This window comes from Cupriavidus sp. 2KB_3 (assembly GCF_052115685.1).
Taxonomy (GTDB): domain Bacteria; phylum Pseudomonadota; class Gammaproteobacteria; order Burkholderiales; family Burkholderiaceae; genus Cupriavidus; species Cupriavidus campinensis.
The window spans coordinates 171,106-193,834 of the sequence record NZ_JBFRHD010000004.1 but is presented as its reverse complement, the minus strand read 5'-3'; the positions used below and the strand labels follow the sequence as shown (position 1 = coordinate 193,834).

General features: G+C 68.9%; 23 protein-coding genes. 19 read left to right on the top strand and 4 right to left on the bottom strand.

The window, feature by feature from the left end:
- Positions 1-2 precede the first annotated feature (2 nt).
- From ccmD to AB4120_RS05535, 11 genes are all read left to right on the top strand, one after another.
- A complete protein-coding gene (ccmD, locus tag AB4120_RS05585) occupies positions 3-155 on the top strand; it encodes a heme exporter protein CcmD (RefSeq protein ID WP_149136024.1) in 153 nt (50 codons plus the stop codon).
- Positions 152-613 (top strand): cytochrome c maturation protein CcmE, encoded by a 462-nt coding sequence (gene ccmE / locus AB4120_RS05580; protein WP_441641963.1) that lies wholly within the window; start codon positions 152-154, stop codon positions 611-613. Before ccmD ends, ccmE begins: the two co-directional genes overlap by 4 nt.
- Complete coding sequence (locus AB4120_RS05575; protein WP_441641962.1) at positions 610-2,646, top strand: heme lyase CcmF/NrfE family subunit; 2,037 nt, start codon at positions 610-612, stop codon at positions 2,644-2,646. Before ccmE ends, AB4120_RS05575 begins: the two co-directional genes overlap by 4 nt.
- A complete protein-coding gene (locus AB4120_RS05570; RefSeq protein WP_149136027.1) occupies positions 2,643-3,188 on the top strand; it encodes a DsbE family thiol:disulfide interchange protein in 546 nt (181 codons plus the stop codon). Before AB4120_RS05575 ends, AB4120_RS05570 begins: the two co-directional genes overlap by 4 nt.
- Positions 3,181-4,203, top strand: a complete 1,023-nt coding sequence (locus AB4120_RS05565; RefSeq protein ID WP_441641961.1) for a cytochrome c-type biogenesis protein CcmH — start codon at positions 3,181-3,183, stop codon at positions 4,201-4,203. The genes AB4120_RS05570 and AB4120_RS05565 overlap by 8 nt, the downstream gene beginning before the upstream one ends.
- Before the next feature lie 100 nt (positions 4,204-4,303).
- Positions 4,304-5,011, top strand: a complete 708-nt coding sequence (locus AB4120_RS05560; RefSeq protein ID WP_149136028.1) for a FadR/GntR family transcriptional regulator — start codon at positions 4,304-4,306, stop codon at positions 5,009-5,011.
- 28 nt (positions 5,012-5,039) lie between these two features.
- The gene (locus AB4120_RS05555; RefSeq protein WP_441641960.1) at positions 5,040-6,452 is read left to right on the top strand and encodes an FAD-binding oxidoreductase; all 1,413 of its coding nucleotides are present in this window, start codon (positions 5,040-5,042) and stop codon (positions 6,450-6,452) included.
- Positions 6,453-6,530: 78 nt separating this feature from the next.
- Positions 6,531-7,739 carry an efflux RND transporter periplasmic adaptor subunit gene (locus AB4120_RS05550; RefSeq protein ID WP_149136030.1) on the top strand — a complete coding sequence of 403 codons (1,209 nt, stop codon included), beginning with the start codon at positions 6,531-6,533 and terminating at the stop codon, positions 7,737-7,739.
- Between the two features lies 1 nt (position 7,740).
- Positions 7,741-8,460 (top strand): ABC transporter ATP-binding protein, encoded by a 720-nt coding sequence (locus tag AB4120_RS05545; protein WP_149136031.1) that lies wholly within the window; start codon positions 7,741-7,743, stop codon positions 8,458-8,460.
- Positions 8,461-8,508: 48 nt separating this feature from the next.
- The gene (locus AB4120_RS05540) at positions 8,509-9,663 is read left to right on the top strand and encodes an ABC transporter permease (RefSeq protein WP_149136032.1); all 1,155 of its coding nucleotides are present in this window, start codon (positions 8,509-8,511) and stop codon (positions 9,661-9,663) included.
- A 29-nt stretch (positions 9,664-9,692) separates the two neighbouring features.
- Positions 9,693-10,859 (top strand): ABC transporter permease, encoded by a 1,167-nt coding sequence (locus tag AB4120_RS05535; protein WP_441641959.1) that lies wholly within the window; start codon positions 9,693-9,695, stop codon positions 10,857-10,859.
- A gap of 95 nt (positions 10,860-10,954) precedes the next feature.
- On the opposite strand, the gene AB4120_RS05530 is transcribed toward AB4120_RS05535, so the two are convergent.
- Positions 10,955-11,845 (bottom strand): LysR family transcriptional regulator, encoded by an 891-nt coding sequence (locus AB4120_RS05530; protein WP_144195398.1) that lies wholly within the window; start codon positions 11,843-11,845, stop codon positions 10,955-10,957.
- 135 nt (positions 11,846-11,980) lie between these two features.
- On the opposite strand from AB4120_RS05530, the gene AB4120_RS05525 reads away from it, so the two are divergent.
- Positions 11,981-13,939 (top strand): FUSC family protein, encoded by a 1,959-nt coding sequence (locus tag AB4120_RS05525; protein ID WP_441641958.1) that lies wholly within the window; start codon positions 11,981-11,983, stop codon positions 13,937-13,939.
- Here AB4120_RS05525 and AB4120_RS05520 read toward each other — a convergent pair.
- The 3 genes from AB4120_RS05520 to AB4120_RS05510 are packed head-to-tail and all read right to left on the bottom strand — an operon-like array spanning position 13,827 to position 15,402.
- Entirely contained in the window at positions 13,827-14,789 is a 963-nt protein-coding gene (locus tag AB4120_RS05520) for an SRPBCC family protein (protein ID WP_441641957.1), read from the bottom strand. The genes AB4120_RS05525 and AB4120_RS05520 overlap by 113 nt on opposite strands.
- A complete protein-coding gene (locus AB4120_RS05515) occupies positions 14,773-15,129 on the bottom strand; it encodes an ArsR/SmtB family transcription factor (protein ID WP_441641956.1) in 357 nt (118 codons plus the stop codon). Before AB4120_RS05515 ends, AB4120_RS05520 begins: the two co-directional genes overlap by 17 nt.
- 27 nt (positions 15,130-15,156) lie before the next feature.
- Complete coding sequence (locus AB4120_RS05510; protein WP_187645198.1) at positions 15,157-15,402, bottom strand: hypothetical protein; 246 nt, start codon at positions 15,400-15,402, stop codon at positions 15,157-15,159.
- On the opposite strand from AB4120_RS05510, the gene AB4120_RS05505 reads away from it, so the two are divergent.
- The 7 genes from AB4120_RS05505 (at position 15,362) to AB4120_RS05475 (ending at position 22,702) form a co-directional block, all read left to right on the top strand.
- Entirely contained in the window at positions 15,362-16,036 is a 675-nt protein-coding gene (locus tag AB4120_RS05505; RefSeq protein WP_149136033.1) for a CDP-alcohol phosphatidyltransferase family protein, read from the top strand. The two genes, AB4120_RS05510 and AB4120_RS05505, sit on opposite strands and share 41 nt — an antisense overlap.
- 8 nt (positions 16,037-16,044) lie before the next feature.
- Positions 16,045-16,884 carry a HalD/BesD family halogenase gene (locus tag AB4120_RS05500; RefSeq protein ID WP_441641955.1) on the top strand — a complete coding sequence of 280 codons (840 nt, stop codon included), beginning with the start codon at positions 16,045-16,047 and terminating at the stop codon, positions 16,882-16,884.
- A complete protein-coding gene (locus AB4120_RS05495; RefSeq protein ID WP_149136035.1) occupies positions 16,881-17,882 on the top strand; it encodes a flippase-like domain-containing protein in 1,002 nt (333 codons plus the stop codon). Before AB4120_RS05500 ends, AB4120_RS05495 begins: the two co-directional genes overlap by 4 nt.
- 72 nt (positions 17,883-17,954) lie before the next feature.
- Positions 17,955-18,740 carry a phosphocholine cytidylyltransferase family protein gene (locus tag AB4120_RS05490; protein WP_144195411.1) on the top strand — a complete coding sequence of 262 codons (786 nt, stop codon included), beginning with the start codon at positions 17,955-17,957 and terminating at the stop codon, positions 18,738-18,740.
- On the top strand, positions 18,737-20,446 hold the full coding sequence (aepX, locus tag AB4120_RS05485) for a phosphoenolpyruvate mutase (protein WP_144195413.1): 1,710 nt from the start codon (positions 18,737-18,739) through the stop codon (positions 20,444-20,446). Before AB4120_RS05490 ends, aepX begins: the two co-directional genes overlap by 4 nt.
- Positions 20,443-21,648 carry a phosphonopyruvate decarboxylase gene (aepY, locus tag AB4120_RS05480; RefSeq protein WP_144195415.1) on the top strand — a complete coding sequence of 402 codons (1,206 nt, stop codon included), beginning with the start codon at positions 20,443-20,445 and terminating at the stop codon, positions 21,646-21,648. The genes aepX and aepY overlap by 4 nt, the downstream gene beginning before the upstream one ends.
- Positions 21,635-22,702 (top strand): 2-aminoethylphosphonate aminotransferase, encoded by a 1,068-nt coding sequence (locus AB4120_RS05475; RefSeq protein WP_441641954.1) that lies wholly within the window; start codon positions 21,635-21,637, stop codon positions 22,700-22,702. Before aepY ends, AB4120_RS05475 begins: the two co-directional genes overlap by 14 nt.
- Positions 22,703-22,729: the final 27 nt, after the last annotated feature.

The window sequence follows — 22,729 nt, the reverse complement described above, 5'->3', positions numbered from 1 at the left end:
TCATGCTGAACCTGCTGCTGTCTTCGCCCCATCTGGGCTATGTGGCTGGCGCCTTCGGGGTGGCGTTTGCCGCGCTGGGGCTGGAAATGGTGCTGCTGGCACGGCGCGCGCGGGCCGCGCGGCGGCTGGCGGCTGGCGACGATCACCGGGCATGACAACGACAACCCGGCGCCGTCGCCTCGGCTGGCTGCTGGCCGCGCTGGCCTGCGCCGGCGTGGCCACCGCGCTCGTGCTCAACGCCTTCCGGGGCAACCTCGTCTTCTTCTTCAGCCCCACGCAGGTGGCCGCGCAGGAAGCCCCGGCCGGGCGCGCGTTCCGGCTGGGCGGGCTGGTGGAGACCGGCTCGCTGCGCCGGGAGGGCGATGGCATGACCATCCGCTTCATCGTCACGGATACCGTGCGGCAGGTGCCCGTGATCTATCGCGGCCTGCTGCCGGACCTGTTCCGCGAAGGCAAGGGCGTAGTGGCGCGCGGCCAATTGCGCGACGGGGTGTTCCAGGCCACCGAAGTGCTGGCCAAGCATGACGAGAACTACATGCCACCCGAGGCCGCCGAGGCCCTGAAGCAGGCCGCCCAGACCAGGGCACGCACTCCGGAGGCCACGCCACGATGATCGTCGAACTCGGTCACTTCGCTCTGATCCTAGCGCTGTTCGTCGCCGTGATGCAGGCGGTGCTGCCGATTGCCGGCGCGGCGCGGGGTCCCGGCGGCGACGCCACGCTGATGGCGGTGGCGCGGCCCGCCGCCGTGGCCCAGGCGCTGCTGGTGCTGGCCGCCTATGGCGCGCTGACGCTGGCCTTCCTCGACAACGACTTCAGCGTGCGCTACGTGGCGGCCAACTCGAACACCGCGCTGCCGGCAATCTATCGCGCGGCGGCGGTCTGGGGCGGGCACGAGGGCTCGATGCTGCTGTGGACGCTGATGCTGGCGCTCTGGACCCTGGCCGTGGCCCGCTTCAGCCGTGCCCTGCCGCCGGCGCTGCGGGCCCGCGTGATTGGCGTGCTGGGCGCCATCAGCGCCGGCTTCCTGCTGTTCCTGCTGTTCGCCTCCAACCCGTTCATCCGCCTGCTGCCGCCGGCCATGGAGGGGCGCGACCTGAACCCGCTGCTGCAGGACCCCGGCATGGTGTTCCATCCGCCCCAGCTCTATATGGGCTATGTGGGCTTTGCCGTGGTCTTCGCTTTCGCCGTGGCGGCGCTGCTGGGCGGGCGGCTGGACGCCGCCTGGGCACGCTGGGCGCGGCCGTGGACCACGCTGGCGTGGAGCTTCCTGACCCTCGGCATCCTGCTCGGCAGCGCCTGGGCCTACTACGAGCTGGGCTGGGGCGGCTGGTGGTTCTGGGACCCCGTGGAGAATGCCTCGCTGATGCCCTGGCTGGCCGGCACGGCGCTGATGCACTCGCTGGCCGTCACCGAGAAGCGCGGCGCCTTCCGCGCGTGGACCGCGCTGCTGGCGATCTTCACGTTCTCGCTGAGCCTGCTCGGCACCTTCCTGGTCCGCTCGGGGGTGCTGACGTCCGTGCATGCCTTCGCTGTGGACCCGACGCGCGGCGTGTTCATCCTCGCCCTGCTCGGCGCCATCACGGGCGGCGCGCTGGCGCTCTATGCCTGGCGCGCGCCGCGGGTGTCAGTGCGCGCGGCGTTTGCGGCGGTGTCGCGAGAATCCTTCCTGCTGGCCAACAACGTGCTGCTGGCCGTGGCGGCGGCCACGGTGCTGCTCGGCACGCTCTATCCGCTGCTGCTGGACGTGCTCGGCCTGGGCAAGATCTCCGTGGGGCCGGCTTACTTCGAACAGGTCTTCGTGCCGCTGATGGCGCCGGCCGTGCTGCTGATGGGCGTGGCCCCGCTGGTGCGCTGGCGCCACGCCGCCCTGCCCGACCTGGCCGCGCGGCTGCGCTGGGCCGCCATCGGCAGCCTGCTGGTGGCCGTGGCGCTGCTGGCGACGCTGCGCAACGGCTCCGCGCTGACCGGGCTCGGGCTGTGGCTGGCCACCTGGTGCGTGGCCAGCGGACTGACCAGCCTCGCCAGCCGGCTGCGTCATCGCGGCTGGGCGGCCCTGCGGCAGTTGCCGGCTGGGTATTACGGGATGCTGCTCGCGCATGTCGGCGTGGGCGTGTTTATCGCCGGGGTAACGCTGGTGAAAAGCCAGGAAAGCCTGCGCGAACTGCCGATGCGGGCCGGCGAGGTGGTCAGCGTGGGCGGCTATACGTTCCGCTTCGAGGGGGTGGCGCCGGTGCGCGGCCCCAACTACGCGGCGTTCCGCGCCACGCTGGTGGCCAGCCGCGACGGGCGGACGGTGGCCACGCTGGCGCCGGAACGGCGCGTCTACCGCAGCCAGGACATGCCGACGACCGAGGCCGCCATCGACAATGGCTTTACCCGCGACCTCTACGTGGCGATTGGCGAACAGGTGGCCGACGGCCAGTGGGCGGTGCGGCTCCACGTGAAGCCGTTCGTCGGATGGATCTGGGGCGGCTGCGTGCTGATGGCGCTCGGCGGCGTGCTGGCGGTTTGCGACCGGCGTTATCGGCGGCGGACGGTTGAGGTGGTTGAGGTGGTTGAGGTGGTTGAGGTGGTTGAGGGGGCTGCATCGCCGGCCCCGCGCCCCGCCGTGCCGCTGGCCACCACCCGGGAGCCGCTGCGATGACGCGCTACCTGCTTCCACTGGCCGTCTTCCTGGCCCTGGCCGCCGCGCTGGCTGCCGGGCTGCGGCATGATCCGCGCGAACTGCCATCGGCGATGGTCGGCAAGCCCGCCCCGGCGTTGCGGCTGCCGCTGCTGAAAGCTTCCAGTGAAGTACGTGCCACATCCGATCTCAAGGGCAAGGTGTGGATGCTGAACGTGTGGGCGTCGTGGTGCACGGCGTGCCGCGTCGAACATCCGGTGCTGACCGACTTCGCCGGCAAATCCGAGGTGCCGCTGGTCGGCTTGAACTACAAGGACCAGCCCGACGCCGCGCGCGACTGGCTGCGGCGCATGGGCGATCCGTACGTGGCGTCGCTGGTGGATGCCGATGGCAAGGCCGGCATCGACCTGGGCGTGTATGGCGTGCCGGAGACCTATGTCATCGACCGCGCCGGGGTGGTGCGCTACCGGCAGGTGGGGCCGGTGACGCCGCAGGTGCTGGAGCAGAAGATCCTGCCGCTGCTGCGCACGCTGGAGCGGGAGCGGGAGCCCGGCCATGCGTAGGTTTGCTTTGATCTGGCTGGCCTGCCTGCTCTGGCTGACGTTCGCCGCGCACGCCGCCGAGGACGCCGCCCGGCTGGACACCCGCGTGCACGCGCTGGCGGAACAGCTGCGCTGCCTGGTCTGCCAGAACCAGACGCTGGCCGACTCCAACGCCGACCTCGCCGTGGACCTGCGCGCCCAGATCCGCGAACAACTGCGCAGCGGCGCGAGCGAGGCCACCGTGAAGGATTTCCTCGTGCAGCGCTATGGCGACTTCGTGCTCTACGACCCGCCGGTGCGGCCCTTGACGTGGCTGTTGTGGTTCGGGCCAGCGCTGCTGGTGCTCGGCACCGGCGTGGTCGTGGTGCGGACGAGGCGGCGGCATCGGGCCGTGTTTCGTCCTCGCACCGATCCGCCGGAATTGGCCGATGTCATGGCGCCGCCGGGGCGCTCACGCTGGGTAGTCGCCGCCTCGCTGGCCCTGCTGCCGGGCGGGGCGATGCTGCTGTACCTCCACCTCGGCAACCCCGGCATGGTGCACGCAGCCTGGGCCAGCGCGCCGGCCACGCTGCCGGCTGGCGATGGGCATACCGTAGACATGCAGCAAATCGACGCCATGGTGTCGCGGCTGGCACTGCGCCTGCGGCAGGATCCGGGCGATGCCAACGGCTGGTACATGCTGGCGAGGTCGTACACGGCGCTGGAACGGTTTGACGACGCGGCGGCGGCCTATGCGAAAGCCGTGGCGCTGGTGCCGGATGCGGCGGCGCTGCGGGCCGACTATGCCGATGCGCTGGCCAGCGCGGCTGGGGGGCAGCTGGAGGGCGCGCCAATGGAGCAGGTGCGTGCGGCGCTGGCGCTGGATGGGGATGAGCCGAAGGCGCTGGCTTTAGCCGGGACGGATGCGGCTGAGCGGGGGGCGTTGGCGGAGGCGATTGGGTATTGGGAGCGGCTTTATCGGTTGCTGCCGGCGGAATCTGAGACGGCTCGGCGGGTCAGGGGGAATTTGGAGGCGGCTCGGGGGGCGTTGAAGTAAGCAGTGTTGGCTATTGTGCCCAAAAGCCACAGCCACCAAACCCAAAACATAACGTTTACCCCTAGTTTTCATATAACCATAAAAGTGTAACGTCTCACCCATGCAGACGACCCGCCCTATCACCCTCACCGAACGCGTCATCCAGCAGCTCCGCGCCGAGATTGCCGATGGCGTGTATCCGGTTGGCGCCCGCCTGCCCACCGGCAAGCAGCTGGCCGAGCGCTACGGCGTCAGCACCGCCGTGATCCGGGAGGTGACCGAGCACCTGCGCTCGCAAGGGATGATCGAGAGCCGTCAGGGGCTGGGCAGCACCGTGCGCGCGCGCGTCAGCGATGCCGGGTTCCGGCTCTCCGGCCAGGCCGGCGCCGATGCCGCCGATCTGGCGGCGATCTACGAGCTGCGCCTGGACCTGGAAAGCGCCGCCGCCGCGATGGCCGCGCGGCGCCGGACCGAAGACGATCTCCAGCGCATGGCCGACCTGCTCGGCACCCTTGCCGCCCAGTTGCACGACATCGACCGGGGTGCCGAATCCGACACCCAGTTCCACGTGGCCGTGGCCGCCGCCACCCACAACAAGTACTACCAGGACCTGCTCCAGTACCTGAACCTGCAGTTGCACCACGCCGTGCGCACCGCGCGCGGCAACTCGCAGCAGCAGCCGGGGCTGCCCGAGCAGGTGCATGGCGAGCACGTGGCGATCTTCGAGGCGATCCGCGCTGCGGACCCCGAGGCCGCCCGGCTGGCCGCTGCCGCCCATCTTCGCAATGCCGCCGCGCGGCTTGGCCTGCCGCTGCGGGCCGCCGCCTGAACCCTCCCTCTATATAGATAGGTATCCCATGTCCGACGCCGCCTTCCTGCAACGCCTGACCGACACCCTGGGCCCCGACGTGGTGGCCACCGCGCCCGATGACGTGGCGCCGTGGACCAGCGACTGGCGCGGCCTCTACAAGGGCCAGGCGCAGGCCGTGATCCGGCCCCGTACTACCGAGCAGGTCTCCCAGGCGCTGGCGCTGTGCCAGCAGGCCGGCGTGCCGGTGGTGCCGCGCGGCGGCAATACCGGCCTGTGCGGCGGTGCCGCGCCGGACAGCCGGCCCGTCAACGTGATCCTGAGTCTGGACCGCATGGACAAGATCCGTTCGATCGACACCATCGCCAACACCATGGTCGTGGAGGCCGGCTGCATTCTCGGCAACCTGCGCCGCGCCGCCGAGGAGGCCGACCGGCTGTTCCCGCTTTCGCTGGCCGCCGAGGACTCGTGCCAGATCGGCGGCAACCTCGCCACCAACGCCGGCGGCGTAAACGTGGTGCGCTACGGCATGACGCGCGAGCTGGTGCTGGGCGTGGAGGCGGTGCTGCCCGATGGCGAGGTCTTCCACGGCCTGCGCACGCTGCGCAAGGACAACACCGGCTACGACCTCAAGCAACTGCTGATTGGCTCCGAAGGCACGCTGGGCGTGATCACGGCTGCCGCGCTGCGCCTGCTGCCGCGCGCCGATTCGCGCGCCGTGGTGCTGGCTGCGGTGGCGTCGTCCGAGCAGGCGCTGAAGCTGTTCTCGCTGCTGTTCGCGCGTTGCGGCGCCCGGCTCCAGGCCTTCGAGTTCTTCACGGGCGATTGTCTGGAACTGGTGCTGACCCATGCCGAAGGGGTACAGGCGCCCTTCCCGGAACGCCATCCGGCCTATGTGCTGGTGGAAATCGCCGATACGGCGCCCGAGGAGGTGCTCAATGCCCTGCTGGAATCGGTGATTGGCGATGCGCTGGAACAGGGCCTGTGCCTGGACGCTGCCGTGTCGGCCTCGCTGGCCCAGTTGCAGAGCCTGTGGCGGCTGCGCGAGGAAATCTCCGAGACCCAGCGCGCCGACGGGCTGCACCTGAAGCACGATGTCTCGCTGCCAATCGAACGGATTCCGGCCTTCATGGCGTCGATGGAGGCCCGGCTGCTGGCGAAGCACCCCGGCATCCGCCCGTTCATCTTCGGCCATTTTGGCGACGGCAACCTGCACTACAACCTGTCTCGCCCGCTCGGCGCGGACGCGAAATGGGCGCTCAACGAGGGCAAGGCGGTGAGCGAGGACGTGCTGGACGAAGTGGCTCGGTACGACGGCAGCATCAGCGCCGAGCACGGCATCGGCCAGCTCAAGCGGGACTCGTTCCTGGCGCTGAAAGACCCGCTCGAACTGCGCCTGATGCGCGCCATCAAGCAGGTGTTCGACCCCAGCGGCATCATGAATCCCGGCAAGCTGCTCTGAGTTCCCGGCGGCTTCCGGCGCCGGGATCACACGGCGCTATACTGTCAGCCCCTTTTCCGCACCCTACCGGTTGAAAAATTGGCTGATCAAGACCTGAGCAGGCTGAAGATCGATCGCAGTGCCATGGCGCCCGCGCCGCGTGGGCGCCGCCGCTGGCTCCGCTACGCGGCCATTGCCGTGGTCGTGCTGGCCGTGATCGGCATTGGCGCGCGGCTGGCCGGCCCGCAGGCGGTGGAGGTGGTCACCGTTTCCAGCGCCTACCCCTCCCAGAACTACACCCTGCTGAACGCCACGGGCTATGTGGTGCCGCAGCGCAAGGCGGCGCTGGCGTCCAAGGCGCAGGGCCGGCTTGAATGGCTCGGCGTGCTGGAGGGCTCGCGCGTCAAGAAGGACGAGATCATCGCCCGGATCGAGAGCCGGGACGTGGAGGCGTCGCTGGCCCAGGCCAGGGCGCAGGTGCAGGTGGCGCAGGCCAACCTGCAACTCCAGCAGGCCGAACTGCGCGATGCGGAGGTGAACCTGCGCCGCTCCGAGACGCTGCTGGCGCCCAAGGCCATCTCGGTGCAGCAGTACGACGCCGACCTGGCCCGCTACAACAAGGCCCGCGCGTCGATCAACAACTCGCAGGCGTCCATCGCCTCTGCCCAGGCCAACGCCCGCGCGGCGGAGGTCTCCGTCGAGCAGACCGTGATCCGCGCGCCGTTCGACGGCGTGGTGCTGATCAAGCACGCCAACGTCGGGGACAACATCACGCCGTTCTCGGCCGCCTCCGACACCAAGGGCGCGGTCGTCACCATCGCCGACATGGAAACCCTCGAAGTCGAGGCCGATGTCTCCGAGTCCAACATCGCCAGGATCATCGTCGACCAGCCCGTGGAACTGCTGCTGGACGCCCTGCCCGACCTGCGCATGGCCGGCCGGGTGTCGCGCATCGTGCCCACCGTGGACCGCTCGAAGGCCACCGTGCTGGTCAAGGTGCGTTTTATCGACCGTGACCCGCGCGTGCTGCCGGACATGAGCGCCAAGATCGCCTTCCTCTCCAAGCCGGTGCCGCCCGAGGACCGCAAGGCGCTGGTGGCGGTGCAGCCGGCCGCCATTGTCGAGCGCGACGGCAAGCCGGTGGTGTTCCAGGTGGTGGACGGCAAGGCAAAGCAGGTGCCGGTGACCAAGGGCGCCCGTGTGGGCGAGCTGGTGGCCGTGCAGGGCGTGAAGCCTGGCGACACGCTGGTGCTGGCGCCGGCCGACAAGCTGTCCGATGGCAGCAAGGTCACCGTGGCGAAGAAGTGACGTGACGACTGACGTGACCCACAATCCCGCCCACCGCCCGGAGCCGCTCGTCTCCATCCGCCACCTCGCCAAGTCGTACCGGCGCGGCGCGCAGACGGTGCCGGTGCTGTCCGATATCACGCTCGATATCGCCGAAGGCGACTTCATCGCGCTGATGGGGCCGTCCGGCTCCGGCAAGAGCACGCTGCTGAACCTGATCGCGGGCATCGACCGCCCGGACAGCGGCGAGCTGCGCGTGGCCGGGGTGGACATCGCCGGGCTGCCGGAATCCTCGCTGGCCGACTGGCGCGCCGCGCACGTCGGCTTTATCTTCCAGTTCTACAACCTGATGCCGGTGCTCACCGCGTACGAGAACGTGGAGCTGCCGCTGATGCTGACGCGCCTGTCGCGCCAGGAGCGGCGCGAGCGCGTGGAGATGGTGCTGCGCATGGTCAACCTGGCGGACCGGATGGACCATTACCCGTCCGAGTTGTCCGGCGGCCAGCAGCAGCGCGTGGCGATTGCCCGCGCGCTGATTACCGATCCCACGCTGATCGTGGCCGACGAGCCCACTGGCGACCTGGACCGCACCTCCGCCACCGAGATCCTGGCCATGCTGCAACGGCTCAATACCGAGGCCGGCAAGACCATCATCATGGTCACCCACGACGCCCACGCGGCCGAGGCGGCGCGCTCGCTCGTCTACCTGGAAAAGGGCGAACTGCTGCCCGGCCCGCGCTAGGCTCAGATCCAGGACATCAGGACATCAGGACACCAGGACGCCATCGCCATGTACCTGCCCCGGCTGATCGCCCGCAACGCCTTGCGCCACAAGCTGCGCACGGCGCTGACCGTGCTCGGGCTGGTGATTGCCGTGCTGGCCTACGGGCTGCTCCAGACCGTGGTGGATGCCTGGTACGCGGGCGCGGCGGCGGCATCCAACGCGCGGCTGGTCACGCGCAACTCGATCTCGCTGGTGTTTCCGCTGCCGCTGAGCTACGAAAACCGCATCCGGGGCGTGGAGGGCGTGACGCAGGTGGCGCGCTCCAGCTGGTTCGCCGGCACCTATCGCGACCCGAAGAACTTCTTCGCCCAGTTCGCCGTGTCGGACAATTACCTCGATTTGTATCCGGAACTGATCGTGCCGCCCGAGCAGCGCGCGGACTACCGGCGCGACCGCCGGGGGGCGCTGGTGGGCCGGCAGCTGGCCGACCTGTACGGCTTCAAGGTCGGTGACGTGATCCCGCTCAAGGGCACGATCTACCCCGGCACGTGGGACTTCGTCGTGCGCGGCATCATGGATGGCCGCGAGGAATCCACCATCACGCGCCAGATGCTGTTCCACTATGAATACCTGAACGAGAGCATCCGCAAGAAGGCTGCCGGCAAGCCGGACCAGGTGGGCGTGTTCATCCTCGGCATCGACAACCCGGACAACGCCGCCGCGGTCTCGCGCCGCGTGGACGACGTCTTCCGCAACTCGCTGGCCGAAACCATGACAGAGACGGAGCAGGCGTTCCAGCTCGGCTTCGTGGCGATGTCCAACCAGATCATCGCGGCCATCCGCGTGGTGTCCTACGTGGTGATCGTGATCGTGATGGCCGTGATGGCGAATGCCATGGCGATGAGCGCGCGGGAGCGGACCACCGAATATGCGACGTTGAAAGCACTTGGATTCGGCCCGGGCTTCCTGTCGATGCTGGTATTCGGGGAGTCGATGTTGATCTGCATCGTGGGCGGTGCCATCGGCATGCTCCTGACACCACCGGCGGCCAGTTTCTTCAAGCAGGCGGTGGGCGGCGTGTTCCCGGTGTTCACGGTGTCCCACGACACCGCCATGATGCAGGCCGCGTGCGCGCTGGTGGTGGGCGCGGCGGCGGCCATCGTGCCGGCGGTGCAGGCGGCGCGCGTGCGCATTGTCGAGGGCCTGCGGGCCATCGGCTGACCGGCCCGGCTCCCTCCCCCCCTCCCCCTATGGTCATCCCGCTCCACTACATCGCGCGCAACGTCTGGGCCCGGCGGCTCACCACCACGCTCACGGCCGGCGGGCTGGCGCTGGTGGTGTTTGTCTTCGCCGCCATGCTGATGCTGGACGCCGGCCTCAAGCAGACGCTGGTCACCACGGGCGAGCCGGACAACGTGGTGTTGATCCGCAAGGGCGCCGAAACCGAGATCCAGAGCGCGATTTCGCGCGACCAGGCGGCCGCCATGGAGATGCATCCGGCCGTGGCGATGAACCGGGACGGCCGGCCCATGGCCTCACGCGAGGCCGTAGTGCTGATTTCGCTGACCAAGAGCGGCGCGGCCACCCCGGCCAACGTAGTGATCCGGGGGGTGTCGCCGCAGGGCGTGACGCTGCGCCCGCAGGTGCGCATCACGGCCGGGCGGGTGTTCCGGCCGGGTTCGTCCGAGATCATCGTCGGCAGCAGCATCGCCAAGGGCTTCGGCAACGTGCGCATTGGCGACCACCTGCGCTTTGCCCAGCGCGACTGGACCGTGGTGGGCCACTTCGACGCCGGCGGCAGCGGCTTCGACTCCGAGATCTGGGGTGATGTGGACCAGCTCATGCAGTCGTTCCGGCGCACCAGCTATTCGTCGATGGTGGTGCGGCTGGGCCAGGCGGACGGCTTCGACAAGTTCCGGGCCGACATCGACGTGGACCCCCGCCTCGCCAACGAGGCCAAGCGCGAGCAGCAGTTCTACAGCGACCAGTCGCGCGCGCTCTCCACCTTCATCAACATCCTCGGGCTCACGCTGACCACGATCTTCTCCGTGGCGGCGATGATCGGCGCCATGATCACCATGTATGCCTCGGTGGCCAACCGCGTGGGCGAGATCGGCACGCTGCGCGCGCTGGGCTTCCAGCGCACCAATGTGCTTGCGGCGTTTCTTATCGAGGCGGTACTGCTGGGCTTCGTCGGCGGCGTGGCCGGGCTGGCCTGCGCGGCGCTGATGCAGTTTGCGTCATTTTCGACGACGAACTTCCAGACCTTTGCGGACCTGTCGTTCCGCTTCCTGCTCACGCCGGGCATCGCCGCCAAGACGCTGCTGTTCTCGATGGGGATGGGCTTCATCGGCGGATTCCTGCCGGCGCTGCGCGCGTCGCGCCTGAATATCGTCGATGCGCTGCGCGCGCACTGAGCGGAACCCGTTCGGGGGATCGGGTAGATCCCGACATGGCGCAGGAGAACGACACCGAACCTGCCCGGCTTCTTTTCGTTTACCCGCTTGCCTGCTTACCCGATGACCTCTTCGCAGACCGCCAGCCACGCGCGCGCCGCGTGAGACAGGTAGCGGCCCGGCGGCCAGACGTGGGCCATCGCCCAGTCCATGGTCGGCTCGGTCAGCCGGGCCATGGCGAGGGTGTCGGCGGCGTCCAGCCGCGCCAGCAGCGGTTCGGGCAGGAAGGTGGTGCCGAGGCCGGCGGCCGCCATCGACACGAGGAAGTCCCAATGGCCGCTCTGCGCGACCACGCGCGGCGTCATGCGCGCCGTGGCAAACGCCTGGCGCAGCTTGCAGGTCAGCGAGAACTCGTCGGTCAGCAGCACCAGCGGCGTCTCGCGCAGCGCCTCGAGCCGTACCGTCTTGCCACCCGCCCAGGGCACGCCGCGCGGGCCCACCACCCAGATCGGATAGCGCGCGAACTCGCGCGTGGCGAGGTCCAGCCCGCTGTCGCCGGGCAGCAGCGTGGCACCCACCTCAAGTTCACCATTCGCCACTTGTTGCTCGACCACCTGCCCGCCGTGCTCGGACAAGGTCAGTTCCAGATTCGGATAGCGCTGGCGGAACGCGCTGACGGCGGGCGAGAAGAACAGGTTGACCATCGGCGGCAGGCCCACGGTCAGCTGCCCGCGCCCGAGCGACGACAGATCCGCCACCTCCAGCGTCAGCCGATGCACCACGCCCAGCGCCTCCTGGCCCCGGTCGTAAACCACCCGGCCCACGTCGGTCAGCCGCACCGACTTGCCTTCGCGGATCAGCAGCGGCTGGCCCACCTCGTCCTCCAGCTGGCGCACCATCTTGCTGATGGTGGACTGGGTGACGTAAAGCGACGCCGCGGCCTGCGTGAAGCTCTTGAGCCGCGCGGTCTCCACGAAGTAGCGCAGCGCGCGGATGTCGATGGGCATGGCATTCCCTGGGATCGATGATGATGAAAATTCCGACTGAATCGGCGAATTTTAAATCATACAGGGAATGACCGCCAGTTCGCTACACTGCTCCGCAACGCTCCCACACACTTCCGCCCCCGGAAGATTCCCATCATGGCTGGCTGGCCGCATGCCCGACAGTGGCTGTTCTCGCTGAAGGCATTCGCGGCCGCGATGCTGGCGCTCTATATCGCCCTGTCCTTCGGCCTGCCGCGCCCCTACTGGGCCATGGCCACGGTCTATTTCGTCTCGCACCCGCTCACGGGTGCCACGCGCTCGAAGGCCGCCTATCGCGTGGCCGGCACGGTGTTGGGCGCCACCGCCGCCGTGGTGACGGTGCCGGCGCTGGTCAATATGCCGATTGTGCTGACGGGCGCCATCGCGCTGTGGATCACCGGGCTGGTCTACCTCTCGCTGCTGGAGCGCGGCCCGCGCAGCTATGTGTTCCTGCTGGCGGCCTACACGCTGCCCATCGTGGCACTGCCGGCCGTGAGCCATCCGGCTGAGATTTTCGATGTGGCGGTGGCGCGTATCGAGGAAATCGTGATCGGCATCGTCTGCGCGGGGCTGGTCGGGGCGATCGTCCTGCCGGCCAAGGTGGCGCCGGCGCTGCGCGACCGCGCCGGGGAGTGGATTCGCGATGCCCGCGCCTGGGCGGCCGATATCCTCGCCGCCGACCCGCACGCCAGCGCCAGCCGCCACCGGCTGGCGGCGGACATGCTCGCGCTGGACCAGATGATCGCGCACCTGTCGTTCGATACCGAGAGCCGGCACACGCTGCACCACGCGCGGGCGCTGCGCGAGACCATGTCGCGACTGATGCCCACGCTCTCCGCGCTGGAGAGCGTGCTGCGCGCCCAGCCGCGCACGCCCCCGGATGCCAACCCCGCCCCCGCCCTCCAAGACGCAGCCGATTTCCTGCGCGGCCGGATGGACGAACTGCTAGCCACCTGCGACGCCCTCCAGCACGGCATTGGCGACCGTCCCACGCAAGCCGCCCCGCCCGCCCCGGCCCGCATCGCCCCGCCGGAAAGCCCCACGGCAGGCCGCTATCACGACCACGGCATGCTGCTGTTCGGCGCCGCCTCCACGGGGCTGGCCGTGTTCTGCGCGGGGCTGATCTGGATATTTTCCGGGTGGGAGGATGGGGGCGGACCAGTGGCGGTGGCGGCCATCGCGTGCTGCTTCTTCGCCACCCTCGACGAACCGCGCCGCGTGGCGCCGGTGTTCGCGCGCTGGAGCCTGGCGTGCCTGACCGTGGCGTCGTACTACCTGTTTCTGGTCGTGCCGCACGCGCAGACCTTCGAGGCGCTGGTCGGCATGCTCGCCCTGCCCTACCTCGGCATCGGCCTGCTGATCTCGCGGCCCGGCTTCCAGCTGATTGCGATGCTGCTGTCGGTCAACACGGCCTCGTTCGCCAATATCCAGAGCATCTACGATGCCAACCTGCTCGGCGCCTTCAACACGAGTCTGGCAAACGCGGTGGCGATGCTGTTCGCGCCGCTCTGGGCCACGCTGGCGCGGCCGTTCGGGGCCCATGTGGCCGCGCACCGGCTGATCCGCGCCAGCTGGCAGGATCTGGCGCAGGCCGCCACGTGGCGCGGCGACCCCGCGCCGCTGGGCGCGCGCATGCGGGACCGCTTCGGGCAACTGATGCCGCGCCTCGGCGCCAGTGCGGACCGGCTGGCCTCGGACGGCTTCACGGAGCTACAGGTCGGCTACTGCACGCTGACGCTGCAACGCGCGCTGCCGACGCTGCCGGCACCGGCGCGCAAACCGGTCCGCCGCGTGCTGAGCGGGGTGGCCCGGCACTACCGGGGGCGGCTCAGGACCGGCACGGCGGTGCCGCCGCCGGCCCGGCTTGCCGACCAGATCGACGCTGCGCTCGCCTGCATCGGCGCACTCACACTAATAGAAACAGAGATGCGGGCGGTGCGCAGCGCGCTGGTGGTGCTGCGGGTTACGCTGCCGGCTCCAGATACTTCGCCAGCGCCTCCAGCAGGTGCTTCGAGCCCCCCTCCCGCGAGCCCGCATCGTCATAGCCATCGAGAAAAGCGCCCTGCTCCGTCATGACGAGCCGCGTGCCGTCGCCGGCCGGCTTCATCTCGAAGGTCGCCAGCGAGACGGAGATCTTGCGCTCGCCCATGTGCATCTCATAGGCGTAGACCAGACGCTCGCCAGGCACCACATCGAAATACATGGCATCGAAGGTCGAGACCAGCCCGTTGGCCCAGCTGCCCTTCAGGTGCTCGCGGCCGCCGGGGCGGGCATCCATGGTCCGCGCCAGTTCCTGATAGCCCTCGCCGCCCCCGAACCATTGCGCCTTGGCCTTGGGGTCGGTGAGCGCCCGGAAGACCTGCGCCGGCGTGGCCTCGAACGTCCGCTCGATGCGGAACATGCCGTGCACCACCGAGCGCGCGGCGGGCGGTGCATCGGCCATGCGGGCTACCTCCACCTCCAGCCGGTCCAGCGTCTGGGCCCAGCCCTGCTCGGCGCCGCGCGTGAAGTTGCCGGCGGAGGGGTCCAGCAGCGTGTAGCGCTGCTCGACATCGAGCTGCGTGCCGCCGCAGATGTTGTCGAACGACACCGTGGTCAGGGCGTTGAACAGCGCGGCGCCGTCGCCGCCCACCACGGTCATGTCGATCACCAGCCGCGCGTTCGGCAGGATTTCGACAAAATGGCCGCGCACCCAGTGCGACTGCCCGTCCGGCGCGCGCATGCAGTAGTCGAACTTGCCGCCCACGCGGGGCTCGACCTCGGCCTCGGGAATCGTGAACCCTTGCGGGCAGAACCAGTGCTTGACGTGCTCGGCAGACGTCCACGCCTGGAACACGAGTTCCTTCGGGGCGTTGAACGCGCGCGAGACCGTCAGCGGGCGCGATTGCGCCAGTTGGCTTGCCGTATCTTCAGTTGCCGTCGTCATTGGGGGTTGCCTCCTTCTTCATGGTTTCCAGGTAATCGCCCAGGCGGTCGAAGTGGCCTTCCCACTCGGCCCGCCGGGCGCTGATCCACTGCTCGGCATGACTCAGCGCGTTCGGCGCCATCCGGCACGTGCGTACCCGCCCAACCTTCTGCGACTGCACCAGCCCGGCCTGTTCGAGCACGGCCAGGTGTTGCATGACGGCAGGCAACGACATCGCCAGCGGCCGGGCGAGATCGGTCACGGACGCGGGGCCGCGTGACAGCTGCACCAGCAGGGTCCGGCGCGTGGTGTCGGCCAGCGCCTGGAACGTCATGTCGAGAGGATCTGATTGGTTAAGCATGTGCTTTAGTATAGCGACGGCAAATAGTTAAGCAAGAACTTTAGCAATATCGAAGAAGCGCCGCATGCGGGGCCCCCGCCACGCCGCGGCGCCACCGCCCGGCGGGCCCTCGCCCAGTGCGTCGTCCCGCAAAAAGGCGTATTCTGGTGCGCTTGTCATTCCCGCGCCACCGGCGTAGTGTTGCGCATCGCCCGGCTCCTCCGCGCCGGGATGCGTTCCAGATTGTTGACGGATGAACCAGAAATCCCCGAATTTCCCGGATGAGCCGCCCATGCCGCCCACCTGGGATGCCCGCCTTGCCCGCCGCCTTGTGCGGCCCCTCCGGAATACCCGAGTCACCCCGAACCACCTGACCACGCTGCGCCTGCTTATCGGGCTCGCCGGTGTTGCCTGTCTGGCGCAGGGGGGCTACGCGTGGACCAATTACGGCGCCCTGCTGGTCGTGCTGTCCAACTTCATCGACCATACCGATGGCGAACTGGCGCGAATCAGCGGCAAAGGCAGCAAGATCGGGCATTTCTACGATCTGGCCAGCGACGCCCTGATTACTGTGTTGTTGTTCGTCAGCATGGGCATGGCGATTGGCGCGACGGCGCCCGCGACCACCGAGGCGATTGGCCCGGTAGGCCGCGGCACCGTGGCCGGGCTGGCCGTGGCACTGATCTTCTTCCTGCGCATGCGTATAGAATCGCGGGTTGGCAAGAGTGGCACCAAGCAGGCCTCTGCCGCCGGCTTCGAGACGGAAGACGTGCTGTACCTGTTGCCGCTGGTCACGCTGACCAGCAGCATCGGACCGTTCGTGGCGCTGGCCTCGGTGGGCGCGCCGCTGTTTGCCCTGCTTGTCATCATCGACTACTGGCGCGTCATGCGGCGCCCCCAGACGGTCGGCACCCCAACAAAACATTGAGGCAGCCAATGACGGAACAGGCTACCCGCGACATCGCGCTCGATTCCCCGCTCGATCCCGGGCTCCATCCCACCATCGACGCCCCCGCGCCGCTTCCGCGCCATGCTGGCCACCCCGATGCCGCCGTGGCACGCGCGGCAGCCGGGCTGGACACGCCCGCGCTGCGCGCCGACTTCGACCGCCAGGGCGCGTTCCTCTACCTGGACAAATTCCTGCCGCCCGAGCAGTGCGCCGAACTGGTGGCGCTGGCCCGCGCGCTCCAGCCGGGGCTGAACCGCAACTACCTGCCCGGCCACAAGCAGGGCGGCAGCGTCAGCCGGCACACCATCGACGAGCAGGCGCCATTTATTGCCGAACTCTATCGATCGCCCGCGCTGATTCATTGGCTCGAACAGGTCACCGGCGACAAGCTCCAGGTCTGCCCGCCCACGGACCCGCACGCCTACGCGCTCTATTACTACACGCGCCCGGGCGACCATATCGGCTGGCACTACGACACCTCCTATTACGATGGCCGGCGCTACACGCTGCTGATCGGCGTGCTGGACGAGTCCTCCTGCCGGCTCGAATACGAACTCCACACCCGCAACCCCGAAGTGCCCGACGAACCGGGCGCGGTGCAGATTCCGCCGGGCGGCATCGTGCTGTTCGATGGCGACAAGCTGCGCCACCGCATTACCCCCGCCGGCCCGAACGAGATCCGCGTGTCGCTGACCTTCGAATACGTGACCGATCCGGGCATGCGACCGTGGCTGCGCTTTATCTCCAATATGAAAGACGCGGTGGCCTATTTCGGCTTCCGGCAGGTCTTCAGGCGCCTGCTATCGGGCGGGAAGTCCGGTAAGTGACTCGCGCTGCATTTATTCTGCTGACGATTGGCGCGGCGCTGTTTGTCGCGCTACTCGCCTGGCAAGGCTTTGGCGCGGTCACGACCACGCTGATGTCCGCCGGCTGGGGTCTGGCCGTGGTCGCCGCGTTCCACGTGGTGCCGCTGGCGCTCGACGCCGCCGCCATCGCCGTGCTGGTAGACCGCTCCGCGCACCATGGCTCGTTCTGCACCGCGCTGCGTGCGCGCTGGGCCGGCGAGTCGGTCAACAGCCTGCTGCCGGCCGGCCAGATCGGCGGCCCGGTGCTGATGGTGCGCTACCTCGCCCATCACGGCGCCCGCATGCGCGACGCCGCCGCGGCCATCACCGTCAGCACGACCACGCAGGCGCTCTCGCAGATGCTGTTCGCGCTGCTCGGCATCCTGCTGTTCGGGGCGCAAGGCAACCTTTCCGACCAGCGCACGCCGATCATCGCCGTGACGGTGGTCCTCGCCCTGTGCGTGCTGGCCTTCTGCATCCTCCAGCGACGCGGCATGTTCGGCCGCGTGCTGCGCGTGGCCGCGCGCGTGTTCGGCAAGCGCAACTGGGACGGCCTGGCGCTGCGTGCCGATGCCGTGGACGAAGCCATCCGCGCCCTGTACCGCGACCGCCGCAAGGTGGCTGCCAGCTTCCTGCTGAACCTGGCCGGCTGGATTGTCGGCACGGGCGAGGTCTGGCTGATTCTTTACTTCCTGGGCCATCCCGTGAGCTGGCACGAGGCGCTGTTGCTGGAGAGCGTGGGTCAGGCGATTCGTGGCGCGGCGTTCGCCATTCCGGGCTCGCTCGGCGCGCAGGAAGGCGGCTATCTGCTGCTGGCGCCGCTGGTGGGCCTGCCGCCCGATGCCGCGCTGGCGATGTCGCTGGCCAAGCGCGTGCGCGAACTGGTGCTCGGCATCCCCGGGCTGCTCTACCTGCACCACAGCGAGCGCCGATACCAGCGCCGGCGCACCCGGCAGGCGGCATGGCAGGGCTCCGAATAACGAACATCCGTCGACCTAGGCAATCCTCAGGTAATTCCCAGGCAAATCCTCAAGCAAGGTGAACAGACAATAATGCGAGCAATCATTCTCGCCGCGGGCCTGGGCCTGCGGCTTCAGCAACAGCCGGGCAAGCAGTTTCCGAAGTGCCTGCTGCGCTTTGACGGCATCACCCTGCTCGAGCGCCACCTGCGCATGCTCGACGCAGCCGGTGTCACGGAAGTCGTGCTCGCGCTGGGCTTCGAGCCCGCCCAGGTGCAGGCCGAACTGGCCAACATCGCGCGCCCGGCCGGCCACCCGCCGGTGGAAATCGTGCTGAACCCGCGCTTCGACCTCGGCAGCGTGCTGACCGTGCACACCGTGGCAGACGCCCTCACGCGCGGCGGCGACGTGTTGCTGATGGACGCCGACGTGCTCTACGATGAGCGCATTCTCAACGCGCTGGTGGCCGGCGAGACCGTCAACCGCCTGCTGATCGACCGCGATTTCGAGGCCGGCGACGAGCCCGTCAAGCTCTGCCTGCGCGACGGCGTGCCGGTGGAACTGCGCAAGCAGCTGATGGCCGACCTCCAGTACGACACCATCGGCGAATCCGTAGGATTTTTCCGATTCCAGGAACACACGGCACGCCGGCTGGCCGAGATCGTCAAGGGTTACGTCGATTCGGGCCGCGCCAACATGCCGCACGAGGAAGCCGTCCGCGACCTGCTGCTCGAGTCGCTGGCCCAGCGCAGCCACCAGTTCGACACGGCCGACGTGACCGGCGCGCCGTGGATCGAGATCGATTTCCCCGGCGACGTCGAACGCGCCGCCAATGAAGTCCTGCCCCAACTTCTGCCCATCGTGGGATTCGCACAATGAACGCCATCGACCCGAACCTGCTCGCCACTTCCCGCGCCGCCCGCCTGCGCCAGATGCTGGTGTCCAACCAGCTCGAATTCATCATGGAAGCCCACAACGGGCTGTCCGCGCGCATCGTGCGCGAGGCCGGCTTCAAGGGCATCTGGGCCTCCGGGCTGGCCATCTCGGCCCAGTTCGGCGTGCGTGACAACAACGAGGCCAGCTGGACCCAGGTGGTAGACAACCTGGAGTTCATGGCCGATGCCAGTGACCTGCCGATCCTGCTCGACGGCGACACCGGCTACGGCAATTTCAACAATGTGCGCCGGCTGGTGCGCAAGCTGGAGCAGCGCGGCATTGCCGGCGTCTGCATCGAGGACAAACAGTTCCCGAAGACCAACAGCTTCATCGACGGCGAGCGCCAGCCGCTGGCGGAAATCGACGAATTCTGCGGCAAGATCAAGGCCGGCAAGGACTCGCAGACCGACGACGACTTCTCGATCGTCGCCCGCGTGGAAGCCCTGATCGCGGGCTGGGGCATGGAAGAGGCCCTGCGCCGGGCCGAGGCCTACCGCCAGGCCGGCGCCGACGCCATCCTGATCCACAGCAAGCTGTCCAAGCCGGACGAGATCCTGACCTTCGCGCGCGAATGGGCGGGCCGGGGTCCGCTGGTCATCGTGCCGACGAAGTACTACAGCACGCCGACCGAAGCCTTCCGCAAGGCGGGCATCAGCCTCGTGATCTGGGCCAACCACCTGATCCGCGTGGCCGCCTCGTCGATGCAGGCCGTGGCCCGCGAAATCCACGAGAGCGAGACGCTGGTGAACGTGGAAGACCGCATCGCCTCCGTCAACGAGATCTTCCGCCTGCAGGACGCCGACGAGTACTCGGCCGCCGAGAAGATCTACCTGTCCGGCGCGCAGGTGCCGGGCGCCGCCGTGGTGCTGGCGGCGGGCCGTGGCAAGGGCCTCGAGGCGCTGACCGAAGACAAGCCCAAGATCATGCTGCCGGTGGCCGGCAAGCCGCTGCTGCGCTGGCTGGTCGATGGTTTCAAGAAGCAGGGCATCAACGACATTACTGTGGTGGGCGGCTACCAGGCGCAGGCCATCGACACGGCCGGCATCAAGCTGGCCGTCAACGAGCGCCACGCCCAGACCGGCGAGCTGGCCTCGCTGGCCTGCGCGGCCGATGCCATGCAGACCGACACCGTGATCGCCTACGGCGACCTGCTGTTCCGCAGCTACATCCTGCGCGACCTGCTCGAGTCCGATGCCCCGTTCAGCGTGGTGGTGGATTCCTCGCAGACCGCCCCGTCGAACCAGAGCGTGCGCGACTTCGCGTGGTGCTCGGGCGGCGACGACCGCGACCTGTTCGGCCAGACCATCACCCTGAAGAAGGTCTCGGACACCCTGCCCGCCGCCGGCGAAGCCCAGCCCAATGGCCGCTGGATCGGCCTGTTCAGCGTGCGTGGCGAAGGCCGCGCCAAGCTGCAGGCGCTGCTGGCCAAGCTGCGCGAGCGGCCGGACTTCGACCAGCTCGACCTGCCCGACCTGCTCAACGCGCTGGTCGAAGCCGGCGAGAAGATCGAGGTCAAGTACGTGCACGGCCACTGGCGCGGTGTGAACGATCTGGACGATTTCCGCCGTGCTGGCGACTTCGCCCATACGCAGACGCCGTACGCGCTGGGTAATGTCGACGGCGAGGCCAACGGCGAGGCCGCCCGATGATCGAGGCGGTCCAGTTCGTGGAGGCCGCGCGCGAGCGGGGCTTCCAGTGGTACGCGGGTGTGCCCTGCTCCTACCTGACGCCGTTCATCAACTACGTGGTGCAGGACAATTCGCTGCACTACGTGTCGGCGGCCAATGAGGGCGATGCGGTGGCCTTCATCGCCGGCGTGACGCAGGGCGCACAAAACGGCGTGCGTGGCGTGACAATGATGCAGAACTCGGGCCTCGGCAACGCCGTGAGCCCGCTCACCTCGCTGACGTGGACGTTCCGCCTGCCCCAGTTGCTGATCGTGACGTGGCGCGGCCAGCCCGGCGTGCATGACGAGCCCCAGCACGCGCTGATGGGCCCGGTCACGCCGGCCATGCTGGAGACCATGGAAATTCCGTGGGAGCTGTTCCCGACCGAGCCGGCCGACGTCGGCCCCGCACTGGACCGCGCCGTGGCCCATATGGACGCCACCGGCCGGCCCTACGCGCTGGTCATGCAGAAAGGCAGCGTAGCGCCCTACCCGCTGACGGCCCAGACGCCGCCGCAGGCCCGGCCCAAGGCCACGCCGCAGGTGTCGCGCCGCAACGTGCCGGCCGCAGAACTGCCCAGCCGCCGCGACGCACTGGCGCGCGTGATCGCCCATACGCCGGTCGACGGCACCGTGGTGCTGGCCTCCACCGGCTTCTGCGGCCGTGAACTCTATGCGCTCGATGACCGGCCGAACCAGCTCTACATGGTCGGCTCGATGGGCTGCCTCACGCCGTTCGCGCTCGGCCTCGCGCTGGCGCGCCCGGACCTGCGCGTGGTGGCCATCGACGGCGACGGCGCCGCGCTGATGCGCATGGGCGTGTTCGCCACGCTGGGCGCCTACGGCCCGGCCAACCTCACGCACGTGCTGCTGGACAACAACGCACACGACTCCACGGGCGGCCAGTCGACGGTGTCGCACAACGTGTCGTTCGCCTCGGTGGCGGCAGCGTGCGGCTACGCGTCGGCGGCCGAGGGCGATCATCTCGACCTGCTCGACAGCGTCCTGCAAGGCGCCGCCACGGCCAAGGCCGGCCCGACCTTCGTCTGCCTGCAAACCCGCGCCGGCACGCCGGACGGCCTGCCGCGTCCGACCGTGACGCCGGTGGAAGTCAAGACCCGCCTCGGCCGCCAGATCGGCGCCGATCAAGGCACAAGCCAAGGCACCGACCATGCTGCTGCTTAACCCGGGCCCCGTCACGCTCTCCGAGCGTGTACGCCAGAGCCTGCTGCAAACCGACCTGTGCCACCGCGAAAGCGAGTTCTTCGACCTCCAGGACGAAGCCCGCGCGCGGCTGCTGAATATCTACGCGCTCGACCCCGCCGCATGGTCCGCCGTGCTGATGACGGGCTCGGGCACCGCCGCGCTGGAGTCCATGATCGCCGGCCTGGTCCCCGAGCAGGGCAAGCTGCTGATCGTGCAGAACGGCGTCTATGGCGAGCGCATCGCGCAGATCGCCACGCAGTACCGCATCGAGCACGTGCTGGTGAAGCACGACTGGATGGACGCGCCCGACCTCGACCGCATCGCCGCCGCCCTCAAGGCTGACAAGGCGATCACGCACGTGGCGGTGATCCATCACGAGACCACCACCGGGCGGCTCAACGACATCGCCGCCGTGGACCAGGTCTGCCAGGCGCACGGCGTGCGCCTGCTGGTGGATGCGGTGAGCAGCTTCGGCGCCGAGGCCATCGACTTCGGCGGCAATATCGACGCGGTGTCCGCCACGGCCAACAAGTGCCTGCACGGCGTGCCCGGCGCGGCGTTCGTCATCGCCCGGCGCAGCGCGCTGGCGCAGGCGGCCAGCCGCACCTACTACCTGGACATCGGCCGGCTGGCCAAGCTCCAGGACCAGCGCAACACGCCGTTCACGCCGTCCGTGCACGCGTACTACGCGCTGGTGGAAGCACTACGCGAGCACGAGGAAGAAGGCGGCTGGCGGGCACGGCACCAGCGCTACGCGACACTGGCCGAACAGGCCCGCGCGGGGCTGGCGGCACTCGGCATCGAGCCGCTGTGGCCCGCCACGCAGTCGTCCGTGGTGCTGCGCGCGTACAAGCTGCCGCAAGGCGTCACGTACGAGCAGCTTCACGACGGCCTGAAGGCACGCGGCTTCGTGATCTACGCCGGCCAGGGCGGCCTGTCCGCGCAACTGTTCCGCATCTCCACCATGGGCGCGCTCACTCCGGCCGACATCGACCGGCTGGTGGACGGCTTCAAGGCACTGACGCAGCGCTAGCCGGCAAGTCGCCTAGTCGCCTGGCCG

Excerpts from the sequence above, each read along its gene's own strand:
- ccmD (WP_149136024.1), top strand. The coding sequence starts at position 3 with ATGCTGAACCTGCTGCTGTCTTCGCCCCATCTGGGCTATGTGGCTGGC.
- ccmE (WP_441641963.1), top strand. The coding sequence starts at position 152 with ATGACAACGACAACCCGGCGCCGTCGCCTCGGCTGGCTGCTGGCCGCG.
- AB4120_RS05575 (WP_441641962.1), top strand. The coding sequence starts at position 610 with ATGATCGTCGAACTCGGTCACTTCGCTCTGATCCTAGCGCTGTTCGTC.
- AB4120_RS05570 (WP_149136027.1), top strand. The coding sequence starts at position 2,643 with ATGACGCGCTACCTGCTTCCACTGGCCGTCTTCCTGGCCCTGGCCGCC.
- AB4120_RS05565 (WP_441641961.1), top strand. The coding sequence starts at position 3,181 with ATGCGTAGGTTTGCTTTGATCTGGCTGGCCTGCCTGCTCTGGCTGACG.
- AB4120_RS05560 (WP_149136028.1), top strand. The coding sequence starts at position 4,304 with ATGCAGACGACCCGCCCTATCACCCTCACCGAACGCGTCATCCAGCAG.
- AB4120_RS05555 (WP_441641960.1), top strand. The coding sequence starts at position 5,040 with ATGTCCGACGCCGCCTTCCTGCAACGCCTGACCGACACCCTGGGCCCC.
- AB4120_RS05540 (WP_149136032.1), top strand. The coding sequence starts at position 8,509 with ATGTACCTGCCCCGGCTGATCGCCCGCAACGCCTTGCGCCACAAGCTG.
- AB4120_RS05535 (WP_441641959.1), top strand. The coding sequence starts at position 9,693 with ATGGTCATCCCGCTCCACTACATCGCGCGCAACGTCTGGGCCCGGCGG.
- AB4120_RS05530 (WP_144195398.1), bottom strand. The coding sequence starts at position 11,845 with ATGCCCATCGACATCCGCGCGCTGCGCTACTTCGTGGAGACCGCGCGG.
- AB4120_RS05525 (WP_441641958.1), top strand. The coding sequence starts at position 11,981 with ATGGCTGGCTGGCCGCATGCCCGACAGTGGCTGTTCTCGCTGAAGGCA.
- AB4120_RS05520 (WP_441641957.1), bottom strand. The coding sequence starts at position 14,789 with ATGACGACGGCAACTGAAGATACGGCAAGCCAACTGGCGCAATCGCGC.
- AB4120_RS05515 (WP_441641956.1), bottom strand. The coding sequence starts at position 15,129 with ATGCTTAACCAATCAGATCCTCTCGACATGACGTTCCAGGCGCTGGCC.
- AB4120_RS05505 (WP_149136033.1), top strand. The coding sequence starts at position 15,362 with ATGAACCAGAAATCCCCGAATTTCCCGGATGAGCCGCCCATGCCGCCC.
- AB4120_RS05510 (WP_187645198.1), bottom strand. The coding sequence starts at position 15,402 with ATGGGCGGCTCATCCGGGAAATTCGGGGATTTCTGGTTCATCCGTCAA.
- AB4120_RS05500 (WP_441641955.1), top strand. The coding sequence starts at position 16,045 with ATGACGGAACAGGCTACCCGCGACATCGCGCTCGATTCCCCGCTCGAT.
- AB4120_RS05490 (WP_144195411.1), top strand. The coding sequence starts at position 17,955 with ATGCGAGCAATCATTCTCGCCGCGGGCCTGGGCCTGCGGCTTCAGCAA.
- aepX (WP_144195413.1), top strand. The coding sequence starts at position 18,737 with ATGAACGCCATCGACCCGAACCTGCTCGCCACTTCCCGCGCCGCCCGC.
- aepY (WP_144195415.1), top strand. The coding sequence starts at position 20,443 with ATGATCGAGGCGGTCCAGTTCGTGGAGGCCGCGCGCGAGCGGGGCTTC.
- AB4120_RS05475 (WP_441641954.1), top strand. The coding sequence starts at position 21,635 with ATGCTGCTGCTTAACCCGGGCCCCGTCACGCTCTCCGAGCGTGTACGC.